The 14,203-nt window shown below is 67.1% G+C and carries 15 protein-coding genes; 4 read left to right on the top strand and 11 right to left on the bottom strand.

Annotated elements, in window-relative coordinates:
• Positions 1 to 4: 4 nt before the first annotated feature.
• The 3 genes from FOC67_RS03490 to FOC67_RS03480 all read right to left on the bottom strand — a co-directional run bounded on the left by FOC67_RS03490 (position 5) and on the right by FOC67_RS03480 (position 1,331).
• The gene (locus FOC67_RS03490) at positions 5 to 364 is read right to left on the bottom strand and encodes a PilZ domain-containing protein (RefSeq protein ID WP_003093898.1); all 360 of its coding nucleotides are present in this window, start codon (positions 362 to 364) and stop codon (positions 5 to 7) included.
• A gap of 60 nt (positions 365 to 424) precedes the next feature.
• Positions 425 to 847 (bottom strand): DUF4124 domain-containing protein, encoded by a 423-nt coding sequence (locus FOC67_RS03485; RefSeq protein ID WP_003093901.1) that lies wholly within the window; start codon positions 845 to 847, stop codon positions 425 to 427.
• A gap of 100 nt (positions 848 to 947) precedes the next feature.
• Entirely contained in the window at positions 948 to 1,331 is a 384-nt protein-coding gene (locus tag FOC67_RS03480) for a tol-pal system YbgF family protein (protein WP_003120855.1), read from the bottom strand.
• Between the two features lie 93 nt (positions 1,332 to 1,424).
• Here FOC67_RS03480 and FOC67_RS03475 point away from each other — a divergent pair, with 93 nt between their 5' ends.
• The 3 genes from FOC67_RS03475 (at position 1,425) to pyk (ending at position 4,764) form a co-directional block, all read left to right on the top strand.
• The gene (locus FOC67_RS03475) at positions 1,425 to 2,231 is read left to right on the top strand and encodes a tetratricopeptide repeat protein (RefSeq protein WP_009315965.1); all 807 of its coding nucleotides are present in this window, start codon (positions 1,425 to 1,427) and stop codon (positions 2,229 to 2,231) included.
• Between the two features lie 84 nt (positions 2,232 to 2,315).
• Entirely contained in the window at positions 2,316 to 3,230 is a 915-nt protein-coding gene (locus FOC67_RS03470) for a universal stress protein (protein WP_009315964.1), read from the top strand.
• Positions 3,231 to 3,312: 82 nt separating this feature from the next.
• Entirely contained in the window at positions 3,313 to 4,764 is a 1,452-nt protein-coding gene (gene pyk, locus FOC67_RS03465; RefSeq protein ID WP_003093930.1) for a pyruvate kinase, read from the top strand.
• Positions 4,765 to 4,953: 189 nt separating this feature from the next.
• Here pyk and FOC67_RS03460 read toward each other — a convergent pair whose 3' ends face one another.
• The 3 genes from FOC67_RS03460 to FOC67_RS03450 form a co-directional block, all read right to left on the bottom strand.
• Entirely contained in the window at positions 4,954 to 5,727 is a 774-nt protein-coding gene (locus tag FOC67_RS03460) for an enoyl-CoA hydratase (protein WP_003110043.1), read from the bottom strand.
• A gap of 65 nt (positions 5,728 to 5,792) precedes the next feature.
• Positions 5,793 to 6,719 (bottom strand): iron-sulfur-binding ferredoxin reductase, encoded by a 927-nt coding sequence (locus FOC67_RS03455; protein ID WP_003134650.1) that lies wholly within the window; start codon positions 6,717 to 6,719, stop codon positions 5,793 to 5,795.
• Positions 6,712 to 7,839, bottom strand: coding sequence for a diguanylate cyclase (locus FOC67_RS03450; RefSeq protein ID WP_003093937.1), 1,128 nt, complete (start codon positions 7,837 to 7,839; stop codon positions 6,712 to 6,714). Before FOC67_RS03450 ends, FOC67_RS03455 begins: the two co-directional genes overlap by 8 nt.
• 277 nt (positions 7,840 to 8,116) lie before the next feature.
• On the opposite strand from FOC67_RS03450, the gene FOC67_RS03445 reads away from it, so the two are divergent.
• Positions 8,117 to 9,640, top strand: coding sequence for a fumarate hydratase (locus FOC67_RS03445; protein WP_003093938.1), 1,524 nt, complete (start codon positions 8,117 to 8,119; stop codon positions 9,638 to 9,640).
• A 96-nt stretch (positions 9,641 to 9,736) separates the two neighbouring features.
• Here FOC67_RS03445 and FOC67_RS03440 read toward each other — a convergent pair whose 3' ends face one another.
• The 5 genes from FOC67_RS03440 to FOC67_RS03420 form a co-directional block, all read right to left on the bottom strand.
• A complete protein-coding gene (locus FOC67_RS03440) occupies positions 9,737 to 10,993 on the bottom strand; it encodes an Nramp family divalent metal transporter (RefSeq protein ID WP_003134654.1) in 1,257 nt (418 codons plus the stop codon).
• A 133-nt stretch (positions 10,994 to 11,126) separates the two neighbouring features.
• A complete protein-coding gene (locus tag FOC67_RS03435; RefSeq protein WP_003093942.1) occupies positions 11,127 to 11,435 on the bottom strand; it encodes a ribbon-helix-helix domain-containing protein in 309 nt (102 codons plus the stop codon).
• Positions 11,436 to 11,455: 20 nt separating this feature from the next.
• Positions 11,456 to 12,040, bottom strand: a complete 585-nt coding sequence (locus FOC67_RS03430; RefSeq protein ID WP_019485779.1) for a DJ-1/PfpI family protein — start codon at positions 12,038 to 12,040, stop codon at positions 11,456 to 11,458.
• A gap of 103 nt (positions 12,041 to 12,143) precedes the next feature.
• Complete coding sequence (locus tag FOC67_RS03425) at positions 12,144 to 12,755, bottom strand: DUF2846 domain-containing protein (protein ID WP_003093944.1); 612 nt, start codon at positions 12,753 to 12,755, stop codon at positions 12,144 to 12,146.
• A 93-nt stretch (positions 12,756 to 12,848) separates the two neighbouring features.
• Positions 12,849 to 14,129 (bottom strand): acyltransferase, encoded by a 1,281-nt coding sequence (locus tag FOC67_RS03420; RefSeq protein WP_003141232.1) that lies wholly within the window; start codon positions 14,127 to 14,129, stop codon positions 12,849 to 12,851.
• Positions 14,130 to 14,203 lie beyond the last annotated feature (74 nt).

Here is a 14,203-nt window from a genome sequence, read left to right as displayed (position 1 = left end):
CGGATCAGACCGACTGCGGCTGGCGGGGGAAGCTGAAGTAGCGGCGCAGCGCCTCCACCAGTTCGAGGAATTCGGCGGGCGGCGCCAGCAGGTGGAAGCCGGAATCGAAATGACCGGGCGTGACGTCCTCGCAGGTCCACCGGCAGTCGGCGGAAAAATCGATGCATTGCGGGCGACCGCCCAGTCCCGGAACCTTCAGGCGCAGTTCGAAACGCGCGCCGACCAGCATCGGCAGTTGGCTGATCAGCAGCAGGCCGTCCTCGGAGACGTTGCCGATGTAGCCCATCGGCTTATCGGTGATGCGATTGAACACCTTCAGGTAGCTGGGCAACTGATGGCGCTGGATATGTCGTTGAAGACCCATAATGGCATTTCGCTATGATTTGCAGTCCAGTATGACGATGCCGGCGCTCGGGGAACAAGCTCAGCGGCAGCGTTCGGACTCCCGCGAGGCCAGTTCGCGACGAATGGCGTCCAGCTCGGCATCGCTCAGGTAAACCGGCCCGCCGCCGGCGTCCTGCCGATAGAAGCGGCCGCCGCGTTCGAGCTGGGACAACTGTTGCCGCAAGCGCCCGCATTCCTCGGCCAGCGCAGCCTGGCGCTGGCCGGCACGTTCGGCGGCGGCGGTGCGTTCCTCGCGACGAGCATCGAAATACTCCTGGGTGCGCTGCTCGCGCTGGCGGGTCGCGGCGTCACGTTCCACCACCTGCGGCCTGACTTCGACGCGTTGCGCGCCGGCCGGTGGCGTGGCGGAGAAGTGTACCTTGCCCTGGGCATCGGTCCAGCGATAGATGTCCGCCTGCGCCAGCACGGGCATCAGGGCGACACAGAACCACAGGGCACGCATGCGAACCTCCTCCGTGAAATCCAGGACGAAGCTTACCGGATAGACCGGGGTCCCATGCGACCGACGGTCAGCCTGAACGCCCGTCCAGTCTCCCGGCCGCCTACAGGCGGGTCGGCACGGCGCTGGCCGAGGCCGGCGTCTCGCTCAGCCGGCCCAGCTGGCGCAACGTCTCCAGCCGCGCCTTGGCACGGTAGGCATATTCGCTGGTGGGGTAACGGGCGATGATGAAGTGGTAGGTCTGCGCCGCGTCGACGAACAGGCTCTGGCGTTCCAGGCACTGGCCGCGCAGCAGCGAGATTTCCGGCTGCAGGTAGGGCCGCGCGCGAATCCGCCGTTCGGCCCGCGACAGGTCGAGCATCACCTGTGCGCAATCGCCTTTGTCGTAGGCGCGGTAGGCCCCGTTCAGGTCGCTGTTCAGCGACCAGCTGTTACAACCGGTGGCACTCAGCGCCAGGCAGGCAACGATCAAGCTTCGCATAGGCATATCCTCCGTTGGGAACTGTATCGGCGCGTATTGGCGTGACTGAAGGGCCTGACTAGACTGGGGTGGCTCTCGCCCTGGCGCTAAGGAGATGCCATGCGCTTCGCCCGCCGTCTCGTCCTGCTCCCATTGTTGTCGCTGCTGGCCGCCTGTTCGCCGACCACGCCGCTGTTCGTCGCCCAGGTGACCACTGGCGAAGTCGCCGAATACAAGCAGATGAAGAGCAACCGCATGACCGCCGCCATCGAGGAGGAAGGCGACCTGCTGACCTACAGCGCCATGGCGATCCGCGACAACAGGAGCGCCGAGGCGGAGAAGCTCTACCTCACCGGCTACGACAATAGCCGCTACAGCGCCGAGGTGCGCGGTATCTCGCTGTACCAGATCGGCCTGATCTACATGAGCCGCTACAACGACCAGCGCGACGACGCCAAGGCCACCGACTACTTCCAGCGCGTGGTCCGCGAGTTCCCCGGCACCCACGCCGCCGAGCATGCCCAGGCGCGCCTGCTGGCGATGCGCCAGCGAGCCAGGGAGCCGGTGCAGAAGAGCGCCCGCGAATTGCTCGCCACCTGGAAGCCACAGCAGAACCTCGACCTCTACAAGACCAGCCTCGACCCGGACATGGCCCTGCTGTCGCGCCGCGCGGTGCTCAAGGATCGCGTCGACGAAGCCGCCGAGCTCTACCTGCTGGCGGTCAACGATCCGGCGATTCCTGCCGGTATAAAGGAAAAGGCCCTCTACCAGCTCGGCCTGATGTACCTGGCGCCGGACAACCCGCACCCGAACCGCGACAAGGCCATCGAATACCTGCGCCGCCAGTTGCTCGACTATCCTGAAGGCGAATTGTCGAACAAGGCCAGCCGGCACCTCGACCAGGCGCTCAACGTGCAACCGCGCTGATCCCCGCCGGACTGACCCAGATCAAGCGCCCGTCGCGGCGTCTGGTCTGCAATGGCATTCCCGCCCAGTGCCAGGAGCGTTGCCATGAACCTGCATAACCTGCTGGTGGTCGTCGATCCGAGCAGCGACGAACAGCCGGCCCTTACCCGCGCCCGGTGGATCGCCGAACGCAGCGGCGCCAGCGTCGAGTTGCTGCTGTGCGACTTCAACCCGGCGCTGGACGGCGGGCTGTTCTTCGACAGTCACTCGCTGCAGCGTGCCCGCGACCTTTACCTGGACGAACGGGTCACCTGGCTGGAGCAGCTTTCCATGCCGCTGCAGCAGGCCGGCATCCGCACTCAGGTCGAGGCCCAGTGGGGCAAGCCGCTGGACCGGATGGTCCTGCAACGGGTCGGCGAAACCCGGCCCGACCTGGTCCTCAAGAGCACCCGCAAGCACAACCTGCTGCGCCGCCTGCTACTGGGCAACAGCGACTGGCAATTGATCCGCCACTGCCCGCAGCCGCTCTGGCTGGTCCATCACGACGCCTGGCGCGGCCAGCGCCTGTGCGCGGCGCTCGACCCACTGCATGCCAGCGACAAGCCGGCCGCCCTCGATCACCGGCTGATCGCCGCCGCCCGCCAGCTCGAAGCCAGCCTGGGGCTGCGCGCCGACTACCTGCATACCCACGCGGCGATGCCGCGCAGCCTGCTGTTCGACGCGGAAATGCTCGCCGGCTACGAGCGTTTCGTGCTGCAACATGAGGAACGTCACCGCCAGGCCTTCGACGACCTGCTGGCGGCCTACCCGGAGATCGCCGCGGAGCGCCGCCACCTGCTGGCCGGCTATGCCGAGCAGGCGATCCCCGACTTCGTCCGGGCCAACGACATCGACCTGCTGCTGATGGGCGCGGTCGCCCGGGGGCACCTGGACAACGCGCTGATCGGGCAGACCGCCGAACGCGTCCTGGAGGAGGTGGAATGCGACCTGCTGGTGCTCAAACCGACAAATGACATCTGATGCAGATAGTATGACTCCGCAGTCGCCGCCGAGCCTCGCCGGTGGTAGCCTGCACGCCAGCGTTATCCAAGGAGTCCTTTGCATGTCCGTTCGCCGCACCAAAATCGTCGCCACCCTCGGCCCAGCCAGCAATTCCCCGGAAGTGCTGGAGCAACTGATCCTGGCCGGGATCGACGTCGCCCGCCTCAACTTCTCCCACGGCACCCCCGATGAACACCGCGCCCGCGCCAGGCTGGTGCGCGAACTGGCGGCCAAGCACGGCCGCTTCGTCGCCCTGCTCGGCGACCTGCAAGGACCGAAGATCCGCATCGCCAAGTTCGCCAACAAGCGCATCGAATTGCAGGTCGGCGACAAGTTCCGCTTCTCCACCAGCCACGCCCGCGACGCCGGTACCCAGGAAGTGGTCGGCATCGACTACCCGGACCTGGTGAAGGACTGCGGGGTCGGCGATGAACTGCTGCTGGACGACGGCCGGGTGGTGATGGTGGTCGAGGAAGTCGCCGCCGACGAACTGCGCTGCCGGGTGCTGATCGGCGGCCCGCTGTCCGACCACAAGGGCATCAACCGCCGCGGCGGCGGTCTCACCGCGCCGGCGCTGACCGACAAGGACAAGGCCGACATCAAGCTGGCCGCGGACATGGACCTGGACTACGTGGCCGTTTCCTTCCCGCGCGACGCCAAGGACATGGAATACGCCCGCCGCCTGCTCACCGAGGCCGGTGGCAAGGCCTGGCTGGTGGCCAAGATCGAGCGCGCCGAGGCGGTCGCCGACGACGACGCCCTCGACGGCCTGATTCGTGCCAGCGACGCGGTGATGGTGGCCCGTGGCGACCTCGGCGTGGAAATCGGCGATGCCGAGCTGGTCGGCATCCAGAAGAAGATCATCCTGCACGCCCGCCGCAACAATAAAGTGGTGATCACCGCGACCCAGATGATGGAGTCGATGATCCACAGCCCGATGCCGACCCGCGCGGAAGTCTCCGACGTGGCCAACGCCGTGCTCGACTACACCGACGCGGTGATGCTCTCGGCGGAAAGCGCCGCCGGCGAGTACCCGGTGGAAGCGGTGAAAGCCATGGCCCGCGTCTGCCAGGGCGCCGAGAAGCACCCGACCAGCCAGAAATCCAGCCACCGCCTCGGCCAGACTTTCGACCGCTGCGACGAGAGCATCGCCCTGGCGTCGATGTACACGGCCAACCACTTCCCGGGGATCAAGGCGATCATCTGCCTGACCGAAAGCGGCTTCACCCCGCTGATCATGTCGCGCATCCGCTCGTCGGTACCGATCTACGCCTACTCCCCGCACCGCGAGACCCAGGCTCGCGTGGCGATGTTCCGCGGCGTGGAAACCATCCCCTTCGACCCGGCGGCGCTGCCGGCGGAGAAGGTCAGCCAGGCCGCGGTCGACGAGTTGCTCAAGCGCGGCGTGGTGACCAAGGGCGACTGGGTGATCCTGACCAAGGGCGACAGCTACACCGCCCAGGGCGGCACCAACACCATGAAGGTGCTGCACGTCGGCGACCTGCTGGTATAAGCGCACGTCGCGGCGGATAACGCCCGTGGCGTTATCCGCCCTACGGACCGGCGCTCCGCTAACTCAACGTGGTGTAGGGCGAATAACCGCTACGCGGTTATCCGCCGTTTCAGCCGCATCGCGGCGAATAACACCTGGGGCGTTATCCGCCCTACGGATCGTCGCTCCGCTGGCCCAACAGCGGTGTGCTCAGGCGAACCTGGAGAAATCCGGCTGGCGCCGGTGCATGAAGGCGCTGAGCGCCTCGATCGCCTCGGGCGAGCGCAGTCGGGTACTGAAGATATCGCCTTCCTCGGCGATCACCCGGCGAAGCTCCTCGATAAACGGCGCTTTCATCAGGCGCTTGCTCTCCACTACCGCCGAGGGCGCCAGGTGCAGGAAGCGCCGGGCCGCATCGCGGGCGTGCTCCAGCACCGTGGCGCCATCCTCCAGCGCCGCATTGGCCAGGCCCCAGGCCGCCGCCTGCTCGCCGCTGAAGTCCTGGCCAAGCATCAGCAATTCCGCAGCCCTGGCATGACCGAGCATGCGCGGCAGGATCAGGCTCGAGCCGAACTCCGGTGTCAGGCCGAGGTTGACGAACGGCATCTTCAATCGCGCGTTGCGACCAACGAAGACCAGATCGCAATGCAGCAGCAGGGTGGTGCCGATACCCACCGCCGGTCCGTTCACCGCGGCGATCACCGGCTTGGGGAATTCCAGCAGGGCGCTCATGAAGCGGCCGACCGGGCTGTCGCGCAGGGATGGCGGTTGCTCGAGGAAGTCGAGGATGTCGTTGCCGCTGGTGAAGCAGGCATCGCCGCCAGTGATCAGCACTACCCGCACAGCCGTATCGGCCTGCGCCTCCAGCAGCGCCTCGGCCATCCGGCTGTACATCGCGCGGGTCAGCGCGTTCTTCTTGTCCTGGCGGTCCAGGCGCAGGGTCAGCAGCCCTGTTTCGCGTTCGACCCGAATCAGCTCGCTCATCGTCACTCCAGGGATGCGGCGCAAGGCCGCGGCAATGGCTGCAAGGCACCGCCACCGGCGCCGCGTCAGGCGTGGGGCAGGAACAGGTCCGCCAGGGTCTGGCTACGCGGTACGCCGGCCAGGTAGAGATGCCGGGCGAAGCGTTCGACGCTGACGGGTTGGCCGCAGAGTAAGGCCATGCTGCGCCGCGGAACAAGGCGGAGATCGGCCAAGGCAGAGGGCAACTGCGCCGCCGACACCAGGTTGACGCGCAGTTGCGGATGACGCCCGGCCAACTCCGCCAACTCGCTCGCCAGGTAGTGGTCGCGCGCCAGGTGCAGCAGCTGGATCGGCGCCTGGTGTTCCGCGCGCAAGGCCTCGCGAAGTATCCCCCAGAGCGGCGCCAGCCCGGTGCCGGCGGCCATCAGCAACAGCGGTCGCTCCTGCCAGTCCGGCTCGTAGCGCAACGCCCCGCCGCGCAACTCGCCCAGACGCAGGAGCGCGCCAGGCGCCAGGCGCCGGGCGCGGTCGCAGAACGCGCCGGGAGCGCTACAGTCGATGTGGAACTCCAGCCATGGGTCCTCGTGAGGCAGGCTGGCCAGCGAATAGGGACGCGCCACGCCATCGTCGCTCCACAGCAGCAGGTGCTGCCCGGCGCGATAGCGCAAGGGCCGCTCCGGCTCCAGGCGCAGGCGCAGCACATCGCCCAGCCAGTGGCAGGCGACGACCCTGGCCGGCAGCCCGTCGCGCTCAGGATCGAAAGGCTGCAACACGAGGTCGCCGAGCACCCGGCACTGACAGGCCAGCCGCCAGCCCGCTTCGCGCCGTACCGGATCGAGCGCCTCCGGGAGGGTGTCTTCCACCTCGCCCTGCAGGCAATGCACCAGGCAGGCGTGGCAACTGCCGGCGCGGCAGCTATGGGGCACGGCGATGCCGCCGGCGAGCAGCGCATCCAGCAGGTTGCTGCCGGCGGCGACGGCAAGACGTCGCTCGCCGACCCGTATGTCAGGCACTGGTGACCTCCCAGGTGGCGTCGCAGCGGTTTCGTCCGCCACGCTTGGCACGGTAGAGCGCCTGGTCGGCCCGCTGCAAGGCCTCGTCGAGATCGTCGTCGGCATACAGCAGGGTCATGCCCACCGAAAGGCTCAGGGTATCCACCGTGACCCCGACCGGTTCCGCCTGTTCGAACGCCAGGCGCAGGCGTTCGCAACAGCTTTCCAGCTGTTCCGCGTCGGCGTGGGGCAGCAGCAGGACGAACTCCTCGCCGCCGTAACGGGCCAGGACGTCGCCATCGCGTAGACAGGAACGCGCCACCGCGGCGAAGGTCTGCAGGACCCGATCGCCGGCGGCGTGGCCGTGGCGGTCGTTGATCCGCTTGAAGTGATCGAGGTCGATCAGCGCCAGGCCGTGCTGCCGGTTCGGCAGCAGGTCTTCCAGCGCCCGACTGGCCAGGCGCATGAAATGCCGGCGGTTGAACAGCCCGGTGAGTTCGTCGGTGGCCACCAGGTCTTCCAGTTGGCGCATCATGCCGCGCAGCGTGTCCTGGTGCGCCTGCAAGGCATAGCGGCGCTGGCGCATGCGTTGCCGCATCGCCTGTATGTAGCTGGCGAACAGGCTCAGCCAGACCATTACGATGAACATCACGAGCACCTGCAATGCAGCCCGGCCCGGCAGCTCGAGACGCTGCTGCAAGGCCTCTACCAGGTAGATGCCGGAAAAAGCGATGAACGCCAGCGCCGCACAGCGGGCGAAGACCCGCGGCGGCAGTTGGAACACGCCGAACAGCAGGGCCAGCACGTAGAACACCATGAAGGTGCCGCGCAGGCTGTCGACGTGATAGAGGAAATAGGTCAGCCAGGCGATCGCCACCAGCACCTGCGGCTCGGTCAGGCTGGGATCGGCGTAACGCAGGTTGCGACCGCTGGCGAACAGCCAGAGGAAGGCCAGTTGGCAAGCCACCACCAGGGTGGTGCTGGCTGCCGCGGTGGTCGGCGCTGCGCGGTAGAAGCCGCTGAGTAGCGCCAGCCAGAGCAGGACCAGGCCGAGCAGGTAGGTGCCTGCGGCCATGCCGAACCGGCGGAGCAAGAGCTTTTGCAGCGCACGCTGTTTCAGAGGAGGCTTGTCTGTGCGCATGGGCTCCGTCCCGTAATGGCACCTGGCCGCAATGTACCCTGCCCCCTGCGGGTTGCCTAGTCGAACGAACTGCCAGCTAGCGGACCGCGGATTTATCGGCCGACCAGCCGGCTGGCCGACCAAGGTCTGATCGTCGGCGCGTGCGCCCGTCTCGCCGGAACGGCTATACTGTCGCGCCTTTTTTGCGCCGGTGCCTGACCGGCGCGCTCCTCGGCTGCGGCCGGCTCCGTGACCCTGCCCCGCATCCGAATTACCCGCCTGAAGAGGACCGTGCTCCATGGCCGTGATCAAGCAAGACGACCTGATCCAGAGCGTCGCCGATGCCCTGCAGTTCATCTCCTACTACCACCCGGTCGATTTCATCCAGGCCATGCATGAGGCCTACCTGCGCGAAGAATCGCCGGCTGCCCGCGACTCCATGGCGCAGATCCTGATCAACTCGCGCATGTGCGCCACCGGCCACCGCCCGATCTGCCAGGACACCGGGATCGTCACCGTGTTCGTCCGGGTCGGCATGGACGTGCGCTGGGACGGCGCTACCATGAGCGTCGACGATATGATCAACGAAGGCGTGCGCCGCGCCTACAACCTGCCGGAGAACGTCCTGCGCGCCTCGATCCTGGCCGACCCGGCCGGCGCGCGGAAGAACACCAAGGACAACACGCCGGCGGTGATCCACTACTCCATCGTTCCCGGCGACAAGGTCGAAGTCGATGTCGCGGCCAAGGGCGGCGGCTCGGAGAACAAGTCGAAGATGGCCATGCTCAACCCGTCCGACTCGATCGTCGACTGGGTGCTGAAGACTGTACCGACCATGGGCGCCGGCTGGTGCCCGCCGGGCATGCTCGGCATCGGCATCGGCGGCACCGCGGAGAAAGCAGCGGTGATGGCGAAGGAAGTCCTCATGGACCCGATCGACATCCACGAACTGAAGGCCCGCGGCCCGCAGAACCGCATCGAGGAACTGCGCCTGGAGCTGTTCGAGAAGGTCAACCAGTTGGGCATCGGTGCCCAGGGCCTGGGCGGCCTGACCACCGTGCTCGACGTCAAGATCATGGACTACCCGACCCACGCCGCCTCGCTGCCGGTGTGCATGATCCCCAACTGCGCCGCGACCCGCCACGCCCACTTCGTGCTCGACGGCTCCGGCCCCGCCGAACTGGAAGCGCCGTCGCTCGACGCCTACCCGGAGATCGTCTGGGAAGCCGGCCCGTCCGCGCGCCGCGTCGACCTGGACAAGATCACCCCGGAAGAGGTGCAAAGCTGGAAACCGGGCGAGACCCTGCTGCTCAACGGCAAGATGCTCACCGGCCGCGACGCCGCGCACAAGCGCATGGTCGACATGCTGAACAAGGGCGAAACGCTGCCGGTGGACCTGAAAGGCCGCTTCATCTATTACGTCGGCCCGGTCGATCCGGTCGGCGACGAGGTGGTCGGCCCGGCCGGTCCCACCACCGCCACCCGGATGGACAAGTTCACCCGCCAGATCCTCGAACAGACCGGCCTGCTGGGCATGATCGGCAAGTCCGAGCGCGGTCCCATCGCCATCGAGGCGATCAAGGACAACAAGGCGGTATACCTGATGGCCGTCGGCGGCGCCGCCTACCTGGTCGCCCAGGCGATCAAGAAGTCCAAGGTGCTGGCCTTCGCCGAACTGGGCATGGAAGCGATCTACGAGTTCGAGGTGAAGGACATGCCGGTCACCGTCGCGGTCGATACCAACGGCGAGTCGGTGCACATCACCGGCCCGGCGGTCTGGCAGAAGAAGATCGCCGAAAGCCTGGCGGTCGAGGTCAAGTAAGCCTGCTCCATCCCTGGAAAAGCCCGGCCCCGCGCCGGGCTTTTTCGTACGGCCACTGGCCGGAGCCTGGACTGGCAGCGCCGCAGGCGCCTTGGTTCAGCCGAACCAGAAATACAGCAAGGTCAGGTTCGCCGCCGAGATCAGGCCGAACAACGACCAGGCCAGCGCGCTGACCCAGCGCGGGTTGACGAATTCCCCCATGAGGCCCCGGTCGCTGCTGAAGCGAATCAGCGGCCACAGGGCGAACGGCAATTGCAGGCTAAGCACCACCTGGCTGAACACCAGCAGCTTGCCTACCGCGCCTTCGCCCAGCCAGAGCACGCCGATCAAGGCCGGCACCAGGGCCAGGCCGCGGGTGATCAGGCGCCGCTGCCAGCAGGGAATCTTCGCCCGGAGGAAACCCTCCATCACCACCTGCCCGGCAATGGTGCCGGTGAAGGTCGAGCTTTGCCCTGCCGCCAGCAGGGCGAAGCCGAACAGGAAGCTGGCCAGGGCGCCGCCCACCAACGGGTCGAGCAGGTGGTAGGCGTCCTGGATCTCCACCACCTCGGTATGGCCGCTGCCGTGGAAAGCCGCGGCGGCGAGGATCAGGATCGCCGCATTGACCAGCAGCGCCAGGGACAGCGAGCCGATGGTGTCGAGCCGGGAAAAGCGGATCGCCGAGCGTTTGCTCGCCGCGTCGTCGCCGCTGACCCGGGTCTGCACCACGGACGAATGCAGGTAGAGGTTGTGCGGCATCACCGTCGCGCCGAGGATGCCGATCGCCAGGTACAGCGGCTCCTGGCTGCTCAGGGTGTCCCAGGATGGCCGCAGGCCGGCGGCGACATCCGGCCAGTAGGGGCCGATCAGCACCAGTTCGACGAAGAAACACGCGCCGATGGTCGCGATCAGCCCCAGCACTATGGCCTCCAGGCGGCGGAAGTTGGCGCCCTGCAGGGCCAGCACGATCAGGGTATCGAAGGCGGTGAGGACCACCCCGGTGGTAATCGAGACTCCCAGCAGCAGGTGGAAGGCCAGCGCCGCGCCGAGCACCTCGGCAAGGTCGGTGGCGACGATCGACAGCTCCGCCAGTAGCCATTGGCCACGCGCCACGCCAGGGCGGTAGCGCTCCCGGGAGAGCTGCGCGAGGTCGCGGCCGGTGGCGATCCCCAGGCGCGAACAGAGGCTTTGCAGGAGCATCCCGGAAAAGCTCGCCAGCACCACCACGAACAGCAGCGCGTAGCCGAAGCGCGAGCCCGCCTCGATGGCGGTGGCCCAGTTGCCGGGGTCCATGTAGCCGACCGAGACCAGCAGGCCGGGGCCGACGAACAGCGCCAGCTTGCGCAGCGGCGAGGCGTCGGCCGGCACCGCCACGCTGTGGCTGACCGCCGAGGGACAGAACGGCGCGGTGGCCGTGGTGGGCAGGGAGTATTTCACGAGGCGACGCCGGATGGGGAGGAAGTGCGACCAGCCTAAACGTTTCACCCCGGTCGCGTCTTCCCTCGCCTCAGGCCTGGGCGCGCTGGCCGACCAGGCTCAGCTCGGCGACCTTCTCGCGCCGCTGCGCCAGGTAGCGGGTGCAACTGACACGCAGGAAGGAGGCGAAGTTGAGCACCTCGCCGCGATAGTCCATCACTTCCTCGTAGAGCTTGGTGATCAACTGGTTGGTGCTCAGGCCCTCGCCTTCGGCGATTTCCCGGAGGATGTCCCAGAACTGGTTCTCCAGGCGCAGGGTGGTCACCACCCCGCGGATGCGCAAGGAACGCGAGCGCGATTCATAGAGGATCGGGTCGGCTTTCACATAGAGTTCGCACATGCGCGGGGGTCTCCTGGGTCTCAGTGGCTGATACGGGTGCCGAGCACCTCGAGGAAGCGCGCCAGCCACGCCGGATGCGCCGGCCAGGCCGGCGCAGTGACCAGGTGGCCGTCGACGTGGGCCTGGTCCGACGGAATGTCGACGTACTCGCCGCCGGCCAGCCGCACCTCCGGGGCGCAGGCCGGATAGGCGCTGCACGCCCGCCCTTGCAGGACGCCGGCGGCGGCCAGCAGCTGGGCGCCATGGCAGACCGCGGCGATCGGCTTGCGCGCGGCGTCGAAGGCACGCACCAGAGCCAGCACCTGCTCGTTCAGGCGCAGGTATTCGGGGGCGCGGCCGCCGGGGATCAGCAGGGCATCGTAATCCTCGGCGCGGGCCTGGGCAAAGTCGGCATTGAGGGTGAAGTTGTGGCCCGGCTTCTCACTGTAGGTCTGGTCGCCTTCGAAATCGTGGATGGCGGTGCGCACGCTTTGCCCGGCCCGCTTGTCCGGACACACCGCATGCACCTGGTGGCCCACCATCTGCAGGGCCTGGAACGGGACCATGGTTTCGTAGTCTTCGGCATAGTCGCCAACCAGCATCAGGATCTTCTTCGCAGCCATCACGCGCACTCCTTCGGGCAGGGCCCGGTCATACCGGGGATGCACCTAAGGTAGCCAATCCGCAGGGGGACGCGGGTAATAGACGGTTACTACACGCGTGCCGGGTTCAGATGCCGATCTTGTCCAGGGCCCGCCCGACGCCTTCCCAGAACGAGCGCTGCACGCGTTTCCGGTAGCCGCTGGCGGCGAACTGCATGGGTTCCTGGACCTGGTGGGTAGCGCCGATTTCCGCAGCGCCGAGATCGGCCGCCACCAATTGCAGCGGGCCATCGCCCTCACCCGCCGGGTGCTCGCTCTTCGGTGGCGGGTTGAGTTCGTCGTAGCGCAGGTAGTAGACCGAGCCGGCCCTGGCCTCGAGCATGAAGCTGGCGATGCGGGTGAAATCCATCGGACCGTCGGCGAACAGGGTCCAGAAGCTGCCCGCCAACGGCCGGCGCATTTCCAGCTTGTAGCTGCCGGTCTCGAACTCGAACGCCAGGTAGCCGTTGCTCGGCAGGCTGCCGATCAATTCGTTGTTGAGGAAGATCCCCGGCGCCTCGAGTTCCTCGTCCGCCCACTGGCTCCGCGGACGGTAGAGGTAGACTGTGGCGTGGCTGGCATCGGCGCTCGGATGGGCGACGAAGGCCGGTCCGTCCACCGAACCGAAGAACGCGCCGGGCGTGCTGCAGCCGACCAGGCTCGCGACGATCGACAGGGCCAGCGACAGGCTGCGCAGCATGCTCCATCCCTCTTCTTATGGTTATCCGCGCAGCATAACCAGCCGGGTCGGGCCTGCCACCCGTCGAAAGTCCGGTTCTCCGGGAGAACGGCCTCAGGCCGGGCGCGGCACCTTGGCCAGCGCCGGCGTCGGCATCAGCCGGCGCACCAGCCACTTGCGCACCGGCACCACGCCGCGCTCCTGGAACAGTACGCAGAACGCCACTAGCAGGACCAGGAACAGCGGGTAGTAGAGCAGCGACGATGGCAGCGCGGCCGCCGCCTCGGTGCAGGCGCGCCAGTCGTCGAGACAACGCCCCGGCACGGCGATAAGGCGCTCGCTACGGGAGAACAGGGTGAACATCGGCACATGCAGGGCGAACAGCGACAGCGAGGCGGCCCCCAGGCGCGGCGACCAGTGGCGGACGAAAGCGCTCTTCGGGTCGGCGGGCAGCGCGCAAAGGCACACCAGCAGCAACTGGGCCGGCAGCAGCAGGCCGTTGTGCAGCAGGAAGTACCAATGCTTGGCGCCCTGGGTGAACAGGTAGTCGGCCACCAGGAAGGCCGCCACCACCAGCGCCACCAGCGCGGCCAGCAGGCCACGTCCCGGCACCATGCCGCGGTCGCGGTAGCCGCGGAACAACCCGTAGGCCAGGATGCCGCCAAGGAATTCCGGCAGGCGCAGCAACGGATTGCGATGCAGCAGGCCGGTCCAGGGGATCCCGTAGCTCTCGCTGGCCACCACCAGCACCGGCGGGATCAGGTAGACCAGCCAGACCAGCGCCAGCACCTTCCACTTGTGCCGGCTGCGCATCAGCCGCGGGGCGACGAAGGGAAACGCCAGGTAGAAGAACATCAGCGTCGACAGCGACCACAACGGCGCGTTGAAGGTCAGGTAATAGGGATTCCAGGCCTGCAGCAGGAGGATCTGCAGGATGCTGTTGACGAACAGTTCGGTGTTGCTCATCCAGTGCAGGAAGAGTTCCGGGTGGGTGCGGCCGAGCACTTCGTTGGTGTCGTAGATGACGAAGCGCGGGGTGGCCTTGTCCAGCTCGGGACCGATTCCCAGGTGGCTGAGGGCCAGCAACACCAGGATCGACAGCAGCAGGGAGAACAGGTGCAGCGGATAGAGATTGGACAGTCGCTTGGTCCAGAAGCTGCGGGCGCTTTCGCGCAACCGGCCGCTGCGTGCGTAGACATGGGCCAGGAGGAAGCCGGAAAGCACGAAGAAGGTACTGGTGGCGAAGAACCCCAGGCTGGTCAGTTCGTCGAGACCTGGAAACTTCTGCTCTTTCGGATAGGTATGCAGGGTGTGGTACACCACCACGTACAGGCCGAGCAGGAAGCGCAACCATTCCAGTCCGATGAAACGTTCCTTGGAGTCGGGCGTTGCCACGCATCTCTCCTTTGTCATTGTAATGGGCGGTCCGGGGTAGACCCGCAAGCTCCCCGGCAAGTTTCACCGGGCCG

Source organism: Pseudomonas sp. FDAARGOS_761 (genome assembly GCF_013343155.1).
GTDB lineage: Bacteria > Pseudomonadota > Gammaproteobacteria > Pseudomonadales > Pseudomonadaceae > Pseudomonas > Pseudomonas aeruginosa.
This window is presented reverse-complemented; position numbering and strand designations above follow the sequence as displayed.

Excerpts from the sequence above, each read along its gene's own strand:
- pyk (WP_003093930.1), top strand. The coding sequence starts at position 3,313 with ATGTCCGTTCGCCGCACCAAAATCGTCGCCACCCTCGGCCCAGCCAGC.
- FOC67_RS03480 (WP_003120855.1), bottom strand. The coding sequence starts at position 1,331 with ATGCCTATGCGAAGCTTGATCGTTGCCTGCCTGGCGCTGAGTGCCACC.
- FOC67_RS03490 (WP_003093898.1), bottom strand. The coding sequence starts at position 364 with ATGGGTCTTCAACGACATATCCAGCGCCATCAGTTGCCCAGCTACCTG.
- FOC67_RS03485 (WP_003093901.1), bottom strand. The coding sequence starts at position 847 with ATGCGTGCCCTGTGGTTCTGTGTCGCCCTGATGCCCGTGCTGGCGCAG.
- FOC67_RS03470 (WP_009315964.1), top strand. The coding sequence starts at position 2,316 with ATGAACCTGCATAACCTGCTGGTGGTCGTCGATCCGAGCAGCGACGAA.
- FOC67_RS03435 (WP_003093942.1), bottom strand. The coding sequence starts at position 11,435 with ATGTGCGAACTCTATGTGAAAGCCGACCCGATCCTCTATGAATCGCGC.
- FOC67_RS03445 (WP_003093938.1), top strand. The coding sequence starts at position 8,117 with ATGGCCGTGATCAAGCAAGACGACCTGATCCAGAGCGTCGCCGATGCC.
- FOC67_RS03460 (WP_003110043.1), bottom strand. The coding sequence starts at position 5,727 with ATGAGCGAGCTGATTCGGGTCGAACGCGAAACAGGGCTGCTGACCCTG.
- FOC67_RS03475 (WP_009315965.1), top strand. The coding sequence starts at position 1,425 with ATGCGCTTCGCCCGCCGTCTCGTCCTGCTCCCATTGTTGTCGCTGCTG.
- FOC67_RS03450 (WP_003093937.1), bottom strand. The coding sequence starts at position 7,839 with ATGCGCACAGACAAGCCTCCTCTGAAACAGCGTGCGCTGCAAAAGCTC.
- FOC67_RS03425 (WP_003093944.1), bottom strand. The coding sequence starts at position 12,755 with ATGCTGCGCAGCCTGTCGCTGGCCCTGTCGATCGTCGCGAGCCTGGTC.